The organism is Arthrobacter nitrophenolicus (genome assembly GCF_000332815.1).
GTDB classification, from domain to species: domain Bacteria; phylum Actinomycetota; class Actinomycetes; order Actinomycetales; family Micrococcaceae; genus Arthrobacter; species Arthrobacter nitrophenolicus.
Window position 1 is genome coordinate 1 of record NZ_AOFD01000022.1, and the last position, 16,271, is coordinate 16,271.

The following is a 16,271-nucleotide window of genomic DNA, read 5'->3' on the forward strand; positions in this document are numbered from 1 at the left end:
AGCCGGAGCGCTGGCGGCAGGTGCCGGCGGCCCGCTGGGAGCCGGAGCCGACGGGGCAGCTGCCTGGCCGGGGGCTGCGGGTGCCGGAGCCTTGGGTGCGGGAGCTTTGGGAGCTGCCGGGCCCGGAGCCGGGGTTGACGGACGTGCTTCCGCGGCGGGAGCAGGTGCCTTGGGGGCAGCTGCGGGTGCTGCGCTCTTGGCGGCAGCATCGGGGAAGGCGTTGCGCAGCTTGCGCACGACGGGGGCCTCAATGGTGGATGAGGCGGAGCGAACGAATTCGCCCAGTTCCTGCAGTTTTGTCACTGCATCTTTGGAAGTAATACCGAGCTCTTTCGCGAGCTCGTGTACGCGGACCTTGGCCACATTTCTCCTGTCTCGGTCCGCACCGAGCCAGGCACGAACCGTCTACTTCTTACTGCGGGCCCCAGCCGCGAATGCTGCAGAAGGGCCCATTGCAGAGCGCAACAAAGTTGTCATCGTTACGCACTCATCGCTGGGAACTCATCGGGTTTCCATCAGATTTCTGACCCGCTTTCAGGTTGGACGGTTGGTGTCGCAGCCGCCGTGGCGCCTGTGACGATCGCACCTGACGTGATCCGGCGTTCCACGCTTCGGTTCCGGTTGCTCCCCGAAGGGCGCGTCCGAACGCTCGCCGCTTTACTGCCAGAGCCAGGCACGGTTCGCTGGGATGCAGCCATGCACCCCGGCCAGCCATCCGGCGTCGTTCATCCACCAGGACAGCGGTTGATCCGCTGCCTTCGGCGACGAGCCGGAGTAACTCAGACCGCGGCCCCTTCTTCCGGCAACCGATGCAGGTGCGTTCCGGTTGACTCCCGCTGGTACGTACTTCTGCCACGGCAATCGTCCTGACGTTCATATCTGCAGGCCACGCGCGGGCTCCTCCCCATCCGGGAAAGGGCACACGCAAGGCACACGGTTACCGGCCGTAAGGCGCGGTCCTATCTATTCTAGCCCCTCCGGGGCCTTCCGCCCGAACCGCCGGCCGGCTCCGGCGTGGCAGGATCCGGCCGGACAGCGGGTCAGCTTTCCTTGGCCGTTGCGGCGTCGGAGACGATATCGATCCGCCAGCCGGTGAGCTTCGCAGCCAGGCGGGCGTTCTGGCCCTCCTTGCCGATGGCGAGCGACAGCTGGTAGTCGGGGACCACCACGCGCGCTGACCGGGTGGCCTCATCCGTGATGGTGACAGAATTCACACGCGACGGCGACAGGGCGCTGGCGATGAAGGTGGCGGGGTTCTCGCTGAAGTCGACGATGTCGATCTTTTCGTCGTTGAGTTCGTTCATGACGGCGCGGACCCGGGAACCCATCTCACCAATGCAGGCGCCCTTGGCGTTGATCCCGGGAGCGTTCGCCTTCACCGCAATCTTGGTGCGGTGGCCGGCTTCGCGGGCGAGTGCCACGATCTCCACGGAACGGTCGGCGATCTCCGGAACTTCCAATTCGAAGAGCTTCCGGACAAGCCCCGGGTGGGAGCGGGACAGCGTGACGGACGGGCCCTTGGAGCCGCGGTGGACGTCGATGACCAGGGCACGGAGCCGGTTGCCGTGGATGTACTTCTCCCCCGGAACCTGCTCGGGCGGCGGAAGCAGTGCTTCCACCGAACCCAGGTTGACCTGGATCATGTGCGGGTTGTTGCCCTGCTGGATGGTGCCGGCAACCAGCTCGCCCTCGCGGCCCTTGAATTCGCCCAGCACGTTGTCGTCTTCAACGTCGCGCAGGCGCTGGAGGATGATCTGCCGGGCGGTGCTGGCGGCGATGCGCCCGAAACCCTCCGGCGTGTGCTCGAACTCGCCGATGGGCGCGCCGTCGTCGTCGATCTCCACGGCCCAGATGGTCACGTGGCCGCTCTTGCGGTCCAGCTCGGCACGGGCCTTTTCGAAGGCGCCGGGAGACTTGTGGTAGGCCACCAGGAGCGCCTGCTCGATGGTGGGGATCAGGAGGTCCAGCGGGATTTCACGCTCACGCTCCAGAAGTCTCAGTGCGCTCATGTCAATATCCATCAGGCCTCCTCAGAAGGTCCATTGTGTTCAGGTTCCAGACCGCCCTCATTGAGGTGGCTGAATTCGATCTCGACTTTTCCGCTGCGGATCCTGTCGAAAGGAAGTTTGATGGGGTCGCCCTGCTTGGGCTTCATGCCCTTCTTGACGGCGATCTCCGGCACGAGTGTCACGCCGGCGTCGTCCACCGACTGGATACGGCCCGTGACATTGTCGCCCTGGATGACGTTCACCGTGACCATCCGGCCCCTGGCCCGGTGCCAGTGGCGGGGTTCGGTCAGGGGACGTCCGACGCCGGGTGAGGAAACTTCGAGGTCATACGGGCGGCTGTCCGTGGCGGGGTCGTTGTCCAGGACATCGGAGAGAACCCTGGAAATGTCCGCGATGACGTCGAGGCTTACGCCGCCCGATTCCTCCTGCGGCAGGTCCACCACAACGTGGACCACCCGGTGGGACCCGGCAACGTTGATTTCCACGTCCTCGAGGTACAGCCTGTTGGCCAGGACCGAGGGTTCGAGGAGGGCTCTCAGCCGGGCAGCTTCCGGATTGTGTGCCGCTGCGGTCCCAGTCCTGCCCGTTCCGGTGTGGTCTGGTGAAGCCGTGGCTTCTGCATTGCTCACGATGCCGGCCGCCTCCCTATAGATGATGTGGTGTGTACTAGCGTAGCTATTTTACCGGCAGAACGGTGCACGGCGATCCCCCTCAGCCGTGGCACCATGGTCTGTTGTGAACGACGACAACCAGGAAAACCGCCCGCGGATGCGCTATTTCCGGTACGCCGTCCTCTCCCTGACAGCACTTCTTGTCCTGAGCCTGGGATTCGCCCTGGTTCCGGCGGATCCGCCGGAACCGCCCGCTCCCCCGTTCACCGAGCAGGCCCGCGCGGCCGCCCTTGCGGACGCCCTTGAACTCCGAGCCGCGGGACTTCAGCTTGCCGGCGGGACAGCCGACGGCGGTGCTGCCGCCGGCCTGGACCGGGTTGTGACCTTGCTGACCATCCAGGCGCGCGCCCTCCTGCTGCCGGAGGCCGCTGCGGCGTCGACCGCCCCGTCGCCAGCCACCGCCACCCCCACGACCCCTGCTCCTGCCTCGATGACAGCGGCCGGATTGGCCACAGCCCTGGCCGCCAGCGGTACGGAGCGGCTCCGGGACGCGGCACCGGCCGACGGCGGGATGGCCCGCCTGCTGGCAGGGGCAGGCACAGCCCAGGTCCTGGCCGCCCAAGAGCTCGCCGCGGCAGCCGGCAGCCCCGATGCCGTCGCCGCTGTAGGCCGGGCTGTGCCAGGTGGCACCCCCAATGTCTCTGAAGCAGCGTCAACGGCACCGGCCGCGGATCCGGGCGCCACTGCACCTGCAACACCAGGATCACCTTCGGCCTGCCCCTTGGTCCCTTCAAGGCAGGCTGCAGTCAGTGAAAAGGCACAGTCCGGGGAGCAGGTTCCACCTCCGGGGCCGGCGGCGCCGGGCAGCGCCCTGGCGGCCCTGGCCGCCGCTGAGCTGGAGGCGGTCTACGGCTACCAGGCGGCTCTGGCGCGACTGCCCGAGGATGCCGCCGGGCCGGCGTCGGAATTCCTGCGCCGGCACCAGGACCTGGTGGAGGATGCCGAAGCCGCCAGCCGCCTGCACTGCGCCGTTCCGCCGCCGCAGGAGCCGGGCTACGTCCTGGAGCCCGGGTTTCTCGCTGCCCCCGCCGCCGGCCTGGCGCAACTGGAGGCTGCAACCCTTCCCGCCTATGGAGACGTGGTGGCACTGACGGACGGCTCCGCCCGCACCTGGGCTATAGCGGGGCTGCAGGCGGCCGCAGAGCGGACAGTTCACTGGGGCGGGGACCCTGGCGCTGTTCCCGGAATACTCCTGGACGAGACCCGGCTGCCTCTGTTGCCGGAGTAGAAACAGGATTTCCGGCTGCCCCGCCCTGTCCGGGCCGGAAGTCCCGCCCCGGGCGCCTAGGCTGGACCTGATGAATCCGCCAGCAGCCGTAGTACCCATCCCGCCGGACCTGACCGCCCGATACAGCCGCAGCAGTTCCGGACGTGCGTGGCTTGCCTCGCTGCCGGACCTGATCCAGGGCCGGCTGGAGCAATGGTGCCTCGAAGCGGACCTCCCCGCCGGCAGCGTCCCCTGGAATGGGCACGGCGGCGTGGTGGTACCGGTACGGCAGGCAGATGGTTCCCCGGCGGCCCTCAAGATTGCCTTCCCGCACGATGAAGCCAGGGCCGAGCGGCACGCGCTGGAGCTGTGGCAGGGGCAGGGGGCAGTAGCCCTCCTCGAAGCGGATGCGGGCACGTGCGCCATGCTCCTGGAGCGGCTGGAGGCCGGCAGCTCGCTTGCCACCGTGCCCTTTGATGCGGCGGCCGAGGTGTGGGGCGGGCTGGTGCGGCAGCTGAGCCTCAGCCCGGACCACCGGCCGCAGTGGCGGGAGTTCGACCACATTGCCGCCCGCGCCGAGCAGTGGAGCGATGACCTGCCTGCCGACTGGGAGCAGCTGGGCCGCCCGTTCCCCCGCTGGCTGCTGGAAGCCGCGCTGGAGGTCTGCCAGACCCGGGGTGCGGTGGGACGGCGGTCCGGACGGGATGCCCTGGTTCATACTGACCTGCATTTCCTCAACGTCCTGGCCAGGCCGGGCAGGACGGACGAACGGCCGACGGCGGCAGGCTACGCAGCCATAGACCCCCAGCCCATGATCGGCGAACCCGAATATGCCGTGGCACCGCTGCTGTGGAACCGGATCAGCGAACTGCCGGCCGGTGGGGCGGACGAAGCACTGCGGCGCCGGTGCAGCGATTTCAGCGCTGCGGCGGCATTGGACGGCGAGGTGGCAAGGCAGTGGGCCGTCGCGCGGGAGGTTGCCAACGCGCTGGAGTATGCCGGGAAGCCAGGGCACCGGGGCGATCTGTCCCGTTCGCTCTGGGTGGCCAGTACGCTGGCTGGCCGGACTTTGCCGGACCTGCCGCCGGCGCAGGAACTCCCGGAACCGGGCGAGGCATTCGGCAACAGGTGAGCTCAGCCGCTGCGGACTGCGGCAAAAGCTGAACCGACGGCCGCCACGGCGGTGCCGACGTCTTCTCCGGCCGTCTGCCAGTTACTGACCGAGATCCGCAGGATGTCCCGGCCGTGCCAGCGGGAACCTGACATCCACACCCTGCCGTCATCGATGATGCGGGCCGTGACCGCGCGGGTGGTGTGGTCGTCGCCGAAGGCCACGCACACCTGCGTGTAGCCGACGTCGTTCAGTACCTCGACGCCATCAAGCACGGCCAGCCCGGCCGCGATGTCGGAGGCAGCCGCTGCCAACCCGTGAACCTGCGCTGCCACACCATCCCCGCCGAGGCTTTTCAGCGCAGCCCAGACCGGCACGCCCCGTGCCCGCCGGGAAAGCTCAGGCACTTTCTCGAACGGATCGCCGGGCCCTTCAGCGTCATGCACCAGGTAGCTCGCGTGCAGGCCCATGGCGGAGCGCAGCGCGGCTGCGTCCCGGACGATGGCGATCCCGCAATCGTAGGGCACGTTCAACGTCTTGTGCGCGTCCGTCGCCCAGGAGTCCGCTTCCCCGTATCCGCTGGTCAGGTGCCGCAGTCCGGGTGCTGCTGCCGCCCACAGCCCGAACGCACCATCGACATGGACCCAGGCTCCGTGCTTCCTTGCGACGGCGATCGCCTCGGGAAACGGATCGAAGGCGCCGGAGTGCACATTGCCGGCCTGCAGGCAGACCAGCGCCGGTCCCCCGCCTTCAGCCAGCGCCGCATCCAGCGCCGCAGGAATCAAGCGTCCCTCGCGGTCGGCCGCTACTGCCGTCGGCTGCCCCAGCCCCAGGTAGCGCAACCCGAGATCTACGGTGTCATGCCGTTCCCGGCCCACGTAGCAGCGGATGCGCGGAGCCCCGGCCAGCCCGTCGCGGTCCAGGTCCCAGCCGGCGTCGGTGAGGAGCCGCCACCGGGCGGCCGCCATCCCTGTGAAGTTCGCCATCGTGGCGCCGGTGACGAATCCGACGTCGGACTCACGGGGCAGGCCCAGCAACTCCAGCAGCCAGGCGCCCGCGCTTTCCTCGATTGCCGCGGCGGCGGGGGTGGCGTAGCGGAAGCAGGCGTTCTGGTCCCAGGCGCTGACAAGCCAGTCCGAGGCAAGTGCTGCGGGCAGTGTGCCGCCGATGACCCAGCCGAAGAACCGTCCGGAGGGCATGGCCATCAGCCCCGGTTCTGCGTTCCGGGCAAGGAAATCAATCACTTCTTCGGCCGGCATTCCCTGCCGCGGCAAGGGGCCCCCGAAGGCGGCACCAAGGTCGTGCGCCGTGCGGCTGGGGCCCACCGGGCGGTCGGCAAGGCTGTGCAGCCAGGCGGTGGAGTGGTGCACGGCCCTTGCCAGTGCACGGGAGTAGTCAGCATCACGCCGGGGCATATCTGCATGCTACGCCTGGCAACACCCTGCCACGAGGGGCCCGGAACCACTCCTGGGCGAGCCCGGTCAGGCGAAGTTTTCCTGCCAGATGTCGTAGCCGAGTTTGATGATGAGGGAGGCCACCACCACCAGGAAGACGATGCGCACAAACCGGCTCCCCTGCTTGACGGCGGTCCTGGCACCGAGATAGCCGCCGGCCATGTTGGATACGCCCAGCAGCAGGCCAAGCCCCCACAGGATGGAACCGTGCGGCATGAAGAACAGCAGCGCTCCGGCGTTGGTGGCCATGTTCACGATCTTCGCCTTGGCGCTGGCCTCGAGGAAGGCGTAGCCCATGGCCGAGACCAGCGCGATGACCAGGAAAGACCCCGTGCCCGGTCCGATCAGGCCGTCGTAAAAGCCGATGACCGCGCCGATCAGGCAGGCCACCACATAGTGCTTGTGGCCGTCATGGCGCAGCGCGGTGATGTCGCCGACGTCGGGCTTAAGCGCCGTGAAGAGGGCGACGGCGATCAGGGCCGCGACAATGATGGGTTTGAAGACGTTGGCCGGCAAGGTGGCCGCGAGCACTGCCCCGCCGAAACTTCCCGCCAGGGCGATCACCGCCATGGGAAGGGCCGTCTTCAAGTCCGGCCCCACCCGGCGGTAGTACGTGGTGGCACTGGTGGCCGTTCCGAAAATCGACCCCAGCTTGTTGGTCGCCAGCGCCTGCACCGGCGTGATGCCGGGAACCAGCAGGAGGGCGGGGAGCTGGATCAGCCCGCCCCCGCCCACCACGGCATCCACCCAGCCGGCCGCGAAGCCGGCCAGCACCAGCAGGAGCAGCGTTGTCAGTTGGAGGGATTCAAGCCCAAATTCCACTGCCGCGGTTCAGCTGTTGCGGACGGCGTTGACCACGTAGTCAACGGCCTTATCAACCGCCACGTTTTCCGCTTCACCCGTGCGGCGGTCCTTGATCTCCACCACGCCGTCCACCAGTCCGCGGCCGACCGCCAGGATGGTGGGGACGCCCACCAGTTCCGCGTCACCGAACTTCACGCCCGGCGATACCTTGGGGCGGTCGTCGAAGATGACCTGCAGGCCTGCTGCCTCAAGGTCCAGTGACAGCTGTTCAGCAGTGGCGAAGATGTCCTCACCCTTGCCGACGGCCACCACGTGGATGTCCGCAGGCGCAACGGCACGGGGCCAGACCAGGCCCTTGGCGTCGTGGTTGGATTCGGCCAGCGCTGCCACCGCCCGGGTAACACCCACGCCGTAGGAGCCCATGGTCACCGTGACCTGCTTGCCGTTCTGGTCCAGGACCTTGAGGTCCAGGGCCTCGGCGTACTTCCTGCCCAGCTGGAAGATGTGGCCCATTTCGATGCCGCGGGCCGTTTCCAGGGGGCCGGAGCCGTCAGGCGCGGGATCGCCGGCGCGCACCTCGGTGCACTCGATGACTCCGTCCCAGGTGAAGTCGCGTCCGGCCACCAGGCCATAGACGTGCTTGCCGGCTTCATTGGCGCCGGTGATCCAGGAGGTACCGCTGACGACGCGGGGGTCCACCAGGTAGAGGAGCTTGGTGGAGCTTTCGCTGCCCAGCAGCGGTTCGTCCAAGGTCAGGCCAGGGCCGAGGTAGCCCTTGACGATAAGGGGCTGCTTCTTGAGGTCGTCGTCGTTAGCTGCTTCCAGTCCGATCTCCCCTGCGATGGGCAGGAAGGAACCGATGTTGGCCTCCACGCGCTTGAGGTCAACGCCGCGGTCACCCGGCAGGCCGATGACCACAAGCTGGCGTTCACCGGTGGGCAGCGTGACGGCGAGAACCACGTTCTTGAGGGTGTCGGCGGCAGTCCAGGCGCCGCCGTCGGCCTCGCTGCGAGGGGCCAATTCGTTGGATGCCGCCACCAGGGTTTCGATGGTGGGGGTGTCCGGGGTGTCGAGCACCTGGGCCGCGGGAGCGTCGCTGAAGTCGATCTCGTCGGGGACCACGGTGGTCACGGCCTCGACGTTGGCTGCGTACCCGGATGCCGAGCGGACGAAGGTGTCCTCGCCGATCTCCGTGGGGTACAGGAATTCCTCGCTCTTGGAACCGCCCATGGCACCGGCGGTGGCCGCGACGGGGACAACCTCCAGGCCAAGCCGGGCAAAGATCTTCAGGTAGGCCGAGCGGTGCGCGGCGTAGCTGGCGTCCAGGCCGGCGTCGTCCACGTCGAAGGAATAGGAGTCCTTCATGATGAACTCGCGCCCGCGCAGCAGGCCCGCCCGGGGACGGGCCTCGTCACGGTACTTGTTCTGGATCTGGTAGAGGCTCAGCGGCAGGTCCTTGTACGAGGAGTACAGGTCCTTGACCAGCAGCGTGAACATTTCCTCGTGCGTGGGGGCCAGGAGGTAGTCAGCGCCCTTGCGGTCCTGGAGGCGGAACAGGCCCTCGCCGTATTCGGTCCAGCGGTTGGTTGCCTCATAGGGCTCACGGGGCAGCAGCGCCGGGAAGTGGACTTCCTGGGCTCCAATGGCCGCCATTTCTTCGCGGATGATGTCCTCGACCTTGCGCAGGACGCTGAGACCCAGCGGAAGCCAGGTGTAGATGCCCGGGGCTGCGCGGCGGATGTATCCCGCGCGGACCAGGAGCTTGTGGCTGGCGACCTCGGCGTCGACGGGATCTTCACGCAGGGTGCGCAGGAAAAGCTGGGACAGTCTTAGGACCACGGGTGGTATCCGTTTCTGGAGAAGTGCTGGATCAGCAGGGCCGGACAATTTTCGTCTGGGTACTAATCTACCGGCACCCGGCGCCCGGTCCCGACTGCGGCCGGCACCGGCAGGACACATCCGGCGCCGGACACAGTAGAGCCACGCCCGGAATAACAAAGCCCCTGGCCCCCCAGTTGAGGCTGGTCATCGCATCCGGGCGTGGCTCAACGCCGTTATCGCCCAAGTACTGGTGAGGACTGGTGAGACCGCCCAAACCACTCCAGCGCAGCTAGATCGAACCTATGTGATGGCGCGCACGTTGACAAGTATTTTTTCGGCACCGGCCCCATTGACCGGCAGCGCTGCGGTACCTAGCTTTAATTCATCAGGTGGTGAATTCCCCGGTCCAGCAAGGTCCGGGCAGCCCGTACGACGGCGGAGGCGGCCATGTCCCACGCGGCAACCCGACCACAACTTCCGGACTCTTCCGCGGCCGTGGCCGCCTCAGGGCTGATGGTCTCACGGGGCCGGCTGCAGGTCCTCCGGGGATTGGATTTCACCGTGCCTGCAGGCCGGATCACTGGGCTACTGGGACCATCCGGCAGCGGCAAGACAACTCTTATGCGCGCCATTGTGGGGGCCCAGATTGTCGCGTCCGGGACAGTGCAGGTCCTGGGGATGCCAGCGGGCAATCCCATACTGCGGCACCGGGTGGGTTACGTGACCCAGTCGCCGAGCGTGTATCCGGACCTTACGGTGGAAGCCAACGTCCGGTACTTCGGTGCCATGCACCGGAAAGGCAAGGCCGACGCGGCAGAGGCAATCGCCGCCGTCGGACTTGAACGGGAGGCCCGCCAGAAGACGGCAAGCCTCTCCGGAGGCCAGCTCAGCCGCGCCTCACTGGCGTGCGCCCTGGTGGCGCGCCCCAGGCTGCTGGTGCTGGACGAGCCCACCGTGGGACTGGACCCGGTGCTCCGTGCGGACCTCTGGAGCAGGTTCCGGTCCATGGCGGAGGCTGGAACCACCCTCCTGGTGTCAAGCCACGTCATGGAAGAGGCCAGCCACTGCCACATGCTGCTGCTTCTTCGCGAGGGCCTGCTGTTGGCGCAGCTGACTCCGGAGGAGCTGGGCAGGCGGGGTCACAGCAGTGACCTGGAGCAGGCATTCCTGTCCATCATTCGCGAATCAGGTGGCGGCAACGGGGACCAGCCGCCGCCTGGGGACCCGGGCAGGCACCAGGGGCTCCGCGGCGCTGGAAATGACAGGAGTGCACGGTAATGGATGCCAGGATGATGTTGGCCACCGCGGGCCGCGTTTTGGACCAGCTGCGCCATGACCGGCGGAGCATCGCCCTCATTCTGGTGGTTCCGGCGCTTCTGCTCACGGCGGTCTACTACCTTTTCGAAAATGAGGTGCTTCCGCCGGGAATGCCGCGCACCTTCGACCGGGTGGGCCTCATGATGCTGGCGATCTTCCCATTCGTGGTGATGTTCCTGGTCACCTCCATCACGATGCTCCGGGAACGGACTTCCGGAACGCTTGAACGGCTGCTCACAACACCGGTGCACAAAGCCGACCTGCTCTTCGGCTACGGCCTGGCGTTTTCCATCATGGCGGCCCTGCAATCAATGGTGGCGACCGCCGTGGCCTACTGGATTTTCAACCTGGACATCGAAGGCCCGACGGGCTACGTGGTCATGATCGCCGTGATCAACGCCGTGCTGGGCGTGGCGCTGGGGCTACTGTGTTCGGCCTTCGCCAGGACCGAGTTCCAGGCAGTGCAGTTCATGCCGGTGGTCGTGGTCCCCCAGATCCTGCTTTGCGGACTGTTCGTGCCCCGGGACCGGATGAATGACGTCCTGGAATCAGTGTCCAATGTACTTCCCCTGACGTTCTCCGTAGACGCCCTGCAGGAAATCGCCGCCCATCCGGAGGCCACCGAACAACTCTGGCAGGATGCCGGCATCATGGCCGCCATTGTCCTGGCGGTGCTGGTGCTCGCAGCATTGACCCTGCGAAGGCGCAGCGCGTGACGTCCACCGGACAAGGCGGCGCCATGGCCAGGCGGGGACGTCGGCGCGGCGCCGCCGTATCCCGTGAGAACATTCTCGACGCCGCCCGGCGGTTGTTCGCCGAACATGGCTTCGAGGGGACAAGCCTCCGCCAGGTTGCCCGTGCGGCAGGTGTCGACCCGGCCATGATCCACCACTTCTTCAAGGGCAAGGACGAACTTTTTGCCCTGAGCGTGGAGCTGCCGGCCGATCCGGAGGAGGTGCTTCGCGGAGTGGCGGATACGGACCCTGGCCAGCGGGCCGAGCTGCTCGTGCGTACCGTCCTGCACCTGTGGGAAAGCCCCGCACAGGCGAGCCTGGTGGCGTTCCTGCGCGGGACACTCGGATCCCGTGCGAAGACGGCACTCCTGCGGGAGATGGTGGGCCGGACCATCATCAGCCGCATCATGGCCGGCGTACCGGGGCAGCCTGCGGAGGTGGCACTGCGCGGAGACCTGGTGGCAAGCCAGATGGTGGGACTGATGATGGTCCGCTACGTGGTCCGGCTGGAGCCTCTGGCGTCTGCCGGGCAGGACGAGGTGGTCCGGCTGGCCGCCCCGAACGTGCAGCGGTATCTCACCGGCGACCTATTTGAGCAGGGCCGCCGCTGAGTCCAGGAGCGCACCGGTGCGGGCTACAGCTTCCGCCTCGCTCTCGCCGCCGGCGGCGACAGCTGTGAACAACACGCCCTGCTGCAGTGCCTGGGCGGTGATCACGGACTGCACCTGGCCGTCCGACAGGAATGTGTCCGTGCGGAAGGCCAGAGTGCCCGGAATGGTGCCCACTGCGTCCAGCGGCGTCAGCGTGACGTCCGCCGTAACGCCGGACACGGTCATGGTCATGGCGGAACAGGCCGCGAGCTGCTGCTCCTGCGCGGCGGTTCCGGCGACGAACGCTTCGTCAAGGCCCGTCGCGAGTGTCAGCATGGTCATTGAGCCGGCCGCGGCGTCCAGGCTCTGGCCCGCTGCCATGACGACGCCGTCCAGGGCGGGTACTCCGGTGGAGGCGGCCATTTCCTTGCACTCCGCGGGCTGGACGTCCATGGATGCGATGAGGGCTTTGCCCTGTTCGATGCTCCCGGCGAGGTCGGAGCTGGCCATGACGGACAGTTTCCGGCCGCTGGAGTCCTGCAACTGTGCCAGGACCGCGGACAGTTCCTCAGCCGTGTAGGCCTTCGGGGTGGGGGTTGGTGTTGGGGTGGGGGCGGAGGCTGTGGTTGCCGCCGGGGCGCCCGTGGCGGCTTGGGAGCCGGTGGCCGGGGCGGACGTACCGCCGCAGGCAGTGATTGTCATGGCGAGCAACGCGGTGGCCGCGAGGGTTCCCAGCACGGACGTCTTCAATTTTTCCCCCAATATTCAGATTCAAGCAGGCGATGGCCAGCTAAAAGAGAACTGTAGCGAACGTTCCTACCTGCCGGAAACCGACGCGTTCGTAGGTTGAGCGCGCCCGGACGTTGAAGCCGTTGACGTACAGGCTGGTGATGGGTGCCACCTTTTGGGCATGCTCCACCACCGCAGACATGTAGCCGGAACTGAGCCCCTTCCCGCGGAAGAGCGGATTCATCCAGACACCCTGAACCTGGGTGACCTCGGAGGTGACCGCCCCGAGTTCGGCCTTGAACACCACCTCCTGGGCCTCGTTGAGGTGTACCAGGGAATGGCCCTGCCGGATGAGGCCCTCCACGCGGCGGCTGTAGAACTCCCGGCCGCCGAGGTAGGGCGAGTACCCCACCTCCTCCTCGAACATGGCGGCGCAGGCAGGAAGGATCCGGTCGAAGTCCGCGAGGCTCCCCAGCCCGAGCCCGGGGTTTGGTTCCACGGACGGCGGCCCGTCGATGATCATCAGGGGCTGGTCCTCACGGACCTCGTGGGCCCGGTGCCCCAGCTCCAGGAGCTCGGCGTAGATGGCCAGCACGGCAGGTGCCGGCCCGAAAGCGGAGGCGTAGCGGCGCCCGGACCTGTTTGCTGCGCCGGCGACTGCCCCGGCCAATGCGGGGTCCAGCTGGACCGGCACCAAATTGGCGCCCGCCCAGCAGGCACCCACCAGCACGCCGTCGTCGAAAACTCCGATAATCCCGGCGCCCCCGCTGGTGGGCGCCGCTGTGCCGACAGCCCGCAAATGGGCAAGGATGAACACATTGGCCACCGGGTCCTGCTGCGCAAGCGACTTCAGCGCCGCCGTGTCCTGGCCGTCCAATGTACGGACGGAGAGCCCGGGCGGATCAGGAATGTCCCTATGAGACGCTAACCACGGGGCTACCCTTGACAGCATCTTCGCCATCGGCCTCCCCCATCTCTTCCGCGATACGCATGGCCTCTTCGATCAGTGTCTCAACAATCGCGCTCTCGGGGACAGTCTTGATGACTTCGCCCTTCACAAAAATCTGGCCCTTGCCGTTGCCGGATGCAACACCCAGGTCGGCTTCGCGCGCCTCGCCCGGCCCGTTCACCACGCAGCCCATCACGGCCACCCGGAGCGGGATCTCCATTCCTTCCAGCCCGGCAGTGACCTGCTCGGCAAGGGTGTACACATCCACCTGGGCGCGGCCGCAGGAGGGGCAGGAGACGATTTCGAGCTTGCGGGGACGCAGGTTGAGGGACTGCAGGATCTGGTTTCCAACCTTGATTTCCTCCACCGGCGGGGCCGAAAGGGAAACCCGGATGGTGTCGCCGATGCCCCTGGACAGGAGCGCGCCGAAGGCCGTGGCCGACTTGATGGTTCCCTGGAACGCCGGGCCGGCCTCGGTGACGCCGAGGTGCAGGGGCCAGTCGCCTTTCTCCGCCAGCATCTCGTAGGCCGCCACCATGATGACGGGGTCATTGTGCTTGACCGAGATCTTGAAGTCGTGGAAACCATGCTCCTCGAACAGGGACGCCTCCCAGACGGCGGACTCCACCAGGGCCTCGGGGGTGGCCTTGCCGTACTTCTTGAGGATCCCGGGCTCCAGCGAACCGGCGTTCACGCCGATGCGGATGGACGTGCCGTGGTCCCGCGCGGCAGCGGCGATTTCCTTGACCTGGTCATCGAACTTCCGGATATTGCCGGGGTTCACGCGGACGGCGGCGCAGCCGGCCTCAATGGCGGCAAACACGTATTTCGGCTGGAAGTGGATGTCTGCAATGACCGGGATCTGGGACTTCCGGGCGATGATCGGCAGCGCCTCGGCGTCGTCTGCGGAGGGGCAGGCAACACGCACAATGTCGCACCCTGATGCGGTCAGCTCAGCGATCTGCTGCAGGGTTGCGTTGATGTCAGTGGTGGGCGTGGTGGTCATGGACTGCACGCTGATGGGATAGTCGGAGCCAACTCCGACGGAACCGACTTTGATCTGGCGCGTCTTGCGGCGGGGGGCAAGGACGGGTGGCGGGGCGGACGGCATTCCCAGGCTGACCGAGGTCACGTGGACTCCTAAAAGGTGAAAAGTGGAAACGGCTTAGGCAGTGAGCCCGGCGAGCATGCCGGTGACGGGAGACCATTCAGTGATGCGGATTCCGGCGATGACTCCGGCAGCAGCGAACGGGTCCTGCTTCAGGATCGAGTTGAGCGCGGCTTCGTCCGTTGCCTTGAAGATCAGGAGCGCGCCTGCGCCGTCACCGTAGGGTCCGCTGGCCAGGATTGCTCCGTCCTGGGCAAGGGTGCCGGTCCATTCGCGGTGGGCGGGCCGTGCCTCGTTCCGGGCTTCGGTGGAATCGGCGGCGTAAACGTACTCAACGGCAAAAACTGTCATACCGCTACCCTATCGCCATGCCTGCCCTACCACCCATCCCGGAAGCTGTCCGGCTGCGGGAGGACGGGTGGACGGCGGACGGGCGGCGGGACGCCAAGGCAGCGGGATGCTAGGTAAGGAACAGGACCTTGGTGACAGCGGCGATGCCTGCGGCCCAGAGCATGGATGCCAGGGTGCCTATGATGAAGCGCTCGGCCGCTACCGGCGTCTCCTTCAGCTCGGCAAACCTGCCAAGGCCCTTGATGGCCACGATGTAGGCAATGGCGACCGGCTGGCCGGTGAGGATCGCAAGGCAGACGCCCAGCCGCTCCAGGATGCCGATGATGGCCCCGCCGCGCAGGATCCGCTGGCTGGGGACCGCCGGTTCGGCAGGCGAAGCGCCCGACGCCGGCCGGCCGGGGTCCGCGGTGAGTTCACCGTCCACATTCTGGTGGGCCGTGTCCGGCCGGTGGCCGGCGGCAGGGTCCACCGTGACATCCGCGGCGGGATCCTCGGCCGTCCTGCGCGCCTGTTCCGCCGCCTTCGCGGCATCGGCCTTGTCGTCGATGGTGCGGGCGAGCTTGAAGACGAGCGCCGTGACAGGCCACCCGCCAAACCCGGCCAGCAGCAGGGCGGCAGCTATCCAGAATGCGGTCACCGGTCTCCTTCGGTCTGGGCACGTTCAGTGCGGGTGCCTTGGGCACGGGCGCCGGCAGCCACCAGGGCGTGGGCATGGTCAAGGAGCATGGCTGCTGCCGGCCTGGCAGCCCGTTCTTCCTGCCAGCCGGACCTCAGCACGGCACGGCTCACCGATTGCTCCGTAATTCCCAGCTCCCCTGCGACTTGTTTCTGGCCCCCATGCCGGCCGGCCCCGCTCTCCAGGGCGCGCAGCCGGTCTACGACGCGCCACTGGGCCGGGGTCCGCTGCTGCACGAGGCGTCCAATCAGGCGAAGCACCGCCTGGGCATGTGCGCTGGCCATGTCCCCTTCCTGGGCCGGGGTCCGGGTATCACCGCCCATCGTGCCGGCCACCACTGACAGCGGAACCTGGCCGGCCGCGCCCTTTGCCAGTTCCACAGCTTTGCGCGCCGCCACAAAGGCGCTGCCGGAGCCCTCGCGCGGACTGGCGCCAGGGGCAAGCTGCACAACTCCCAGTCCGATCCCCACGTACCAGTGCCCGCCGCGCAGCGCGTGCAGTGCTGCATCCACCACCTGCCCGGCGGAGTCCAGCACGCCCTGGAGTTCGTCACCTACGGAGCGTTCAAAGGTGGCGGACGTGAGCCTTGCCAGGTCGGAGATGAGCTCCGGCACACGGTCCACGTCCGAGGTGCTGCCACGCTGGTCAATCGTGAGGACGTACATGGTTCAACCGTAAACGGCTGATCGCTGCCAATCAATCGAAATTAGCTGATTATCTGAAATCAGCCGGAAACGGCT

At 67.2% G+C, this 16,271-nt stretch carries 18 protein-coding genes; 5 read left to right on the top strand and 13 right to left on the bottom strand.

All coding sequences use genetic code 11. The features are described from left to right. The 4 genes from G205_RS09705 to G205_RS09715 all read right to left on the bottom strand — a co-directional run. The coding region (locus tag G205_RS09705) for a translation initiation factor IF-2 N-terminal domain-containing protein (protein WP_009357845.1) at positions 1 to 363 on the bottom strand (363 nt) is incomplete at its 3' end. 124 nt (positions 364 to 487) lie between these two features. Next, positions 488 to 877, bottom strand: a complete 390-nt coding sequence (locus tag G205_RS21075; RefSeq protein ID WP_009357846.1) for a YlxR family protein — start codon at positions 875 to 877, stop codon at positions 488 to 490. Between the two features lie 163 nt (positions 878 to 1,040). Then, on the bottom strand, positions 1,041 to 2,021 hold the full coding sequence (gene nusA / locus G205_RS09710) for a transcription termination factor NusA (protein WP_009357847.1): 981 nt from the start codon (positions 2,019 to 2,021) through the stop codon (positions 1,041 to 1,043). Then, positions 2,021 to 2,638, bottom strand: coding sequence for a ribosome maturation factor RimP (locus G205_RS09715; RefSeq protein ID WP_009357848.1), 618 nt, complete (start codon positions 2,636 to 2,638; stop codon positions 2,021 to 2,023). The genes nusA and G205_RS09715 overlap by 1 nt, the downstream gene beginning before the upstream one ends. Positions 2,639 to 2,744: 106 nt before the next feature. Between G205_RS09715 and G205_RS09720 the strand changes: the two genes are divergently transcribed. Together G205_RS09720 and G205_RS09725 are read left to right on the top strand one after the other, a co-directional pair. Beyond that, entirely contained in the window at positions 2,745 to 3,908 is a 1,164-nt protein-coding gene (locus G205_RS09720) for a ferritin-like domain-containing protein (protein WP_009357849.1), read from the top strand. A gap of 70 nt (positions 3,909 to 3,978) precedes the next feature. Continuing rightward, positions 3,979 to 5,019 carry an aminoglycoside phosphotransferase family protein gene (locus G205_RS09725; RefSeq protein ID WP_009357850.1) on the top strand — a complete coding sequence of 347 codons (1,041 nt, stop codon included), beginning with the start codon at positions 3,979 to 3,981 and terminating at the stop codon, positions 5,017 to 5,019. 2 nt (positions 5,020 to 5,021) lie between these two features. Here the strand turns inward: G205_RS09725 and G205_RS09730 are convergent, their stop codons facing one another. The 3 genes from G205_RS09730 to G205_RS09740 form a co-directional block, all read right to left on the bottom strand. After that, positions 5,022 to 6,413: a pyridoxal phosphate-dependent decarboxylase family protein gene (locus G205_RS09730; protein ID WP_009357851.1), complete on the bottom strand. Its 1,392-nt coding sequence runs from the start codon at positions 6,411 to 6,413 to the stop codon at positions 5,022 to 5,024. A gap of 66 nt (positions 6,414 to 6,479) precedes the next feature. Next, on the bottom strand, positions 6,480 to 7,274 hold the full coding sequence (locus G205_RS09735; protein ID WP_009357852.1) for a sulfite exporter TauE/SafE family protein: 795 nt from the start codon (positions 7,272 to 7,274) through the stop codon (positions 6,480 to 6,482). Between the two features lie 9 nt (positions 7,275 to 7,283). Continuing rightward, positions 7,284 to 9,095 carry a proline--tRNA ligase gene (locus G205_RS09740; RefSeq protein WP_009357853.1) on the bottom strand — a complete coding sequence of 604 codons (1,812 nt, stop codon included), beginning with the start codon at positions 9,093 to 9,095 and terminating at the stop codon, positions 7,284 to 7,286. A gap of 429 nt (positions 9,096 to 9,524) precedes the next feature. Between G205_RS09740 and G205_RS09745 the strand changes: the two genes are divergently transcribed. Genes G205_RS09745 through G205_RS09755 form a run of 3 tightly spaced genes read left to right on the top strand, consistent with a single transcriptional unit; the run spans position 9,525 to position 11,739 of the window. Further along, a complete protein-coding gene (locus G205_RS09745; protein WP_083875036.1) occupies positions 9,525 to 10,355 on the top strand; it encodes an ABC transporter ATP-binding protein in 831 nt (276 codons plus the stop codon). A gap of 11 nt (positions 10,356 to 10,366) precedes the next feature. Continuing rightward, positions 10,367 to 11,110 (top strand): ABC transporter permease, encoded by a 744-nt coding sequence (locus G205_RS09750; RefSeq protein ID WP_035752658.1) that lies wholly within the window; start codon positions 10,367 to 10,369, stop codon positions 11,108 to 11,110. A 23-nt stretch (positions 11,111 to 11,133) separates the two neighbouring features. After that, entirely contained in the window at positions 11,134 to 11,739 is a 606-nt protein-coding gene (locus G205_RS09755) for a TetR/AcrR family transcriptional regulator (protein WP_035752660.1), read from the top strand. On the opposite strand, the gene G205_RS09760 is transcribed toward G205_RS09755, so the two are convergent. From G205_RS09760 to G205_RS09785, 6 genes are all read right to left on the bottom strand, one after another. Further along, positions 11,716 to 12,480 (bottom strand): hypothetical protein, encoded by a 765-nt coding sequence (locus tag G205_RS09760; RefSeq protein WP_235046849.1) that lies wholly within the window; start codon positions 12,478 to 12,480, stop codon positions 11,716 to 11,718. The genes G205_RS09755 and G205_RS09760 overlap by 24 nt on opposite strands. Before the next feature lie 28 nt (positions 12,481 to 12,508). Then, on the bottom strand, positions 12,509 to 13,399 hold the full coding sequence (locus G205_RS09765) for a GNAT family N-acetyltransferase (RefSeq protein ID WP_035752646.1): 891 nt from the start codon (positions 13,397 to 13,399) through the stop codon (positions 12,509 to 12,511). Next, on the bottom strand, positions 13,362 to 14,528 hold the full coding sequence (ispG, locus tag G205_RS09770) for a flavodoxin-dependent (E)-4-hydroxy-3-methylbut-2-enyl-diphosphate synthase (protein WP_009357859.1): 1,167 nt from the start codon (positions 14,526 to 14,528) through the stop codon (positions 13,362 to 13,364). The genes G205_RS09765 and ispG overlap by 38 nt, the downstream gene beginning before the upstream one ends. 33 nt (positions 14,529 to 14,561) lie before the next feature. After that, on the bottom strand, positions 14,562 to 14,855 hold the full coding sequence (locus tag G205_RS09775; RefSeq protein ID WP_009357860.1) for a YciI family protein: 294 nt from the start codon (positions 14,853 to 14,855) through the stop codon (positions 14,562 to 14,564). A gap of 109 nt (positions 14,856 to 14,964) precedes the next feature. Continuing rightward, positions 14,965 to 15,492, bottom strand: a complete 528-nt coding sequence (locus G205_RS09780) for a hypothetical protein (RefSeq protein WP_009357861.1) — start codon at positions 15,490 to 15,492, stop codon at positions 14,965 to 14,967. Beyond that, positions 15,489 to 16,196, bottom strand: a complete 708-nt coding sequence (locus G205_RS09785; RefSeq protein WP_009357862.1) for a hypothetical protein — start codon at positions 16,194 to 16,196, stop codon at positions 15,489 to 15,491. Before G205_RS09785 ends, G205_RS09780 begins: the two co-directional genes overlap by 4 nt. Between the last annotated feature and the right edge of the window lie 75 nt (positions 16,197 to 16,271).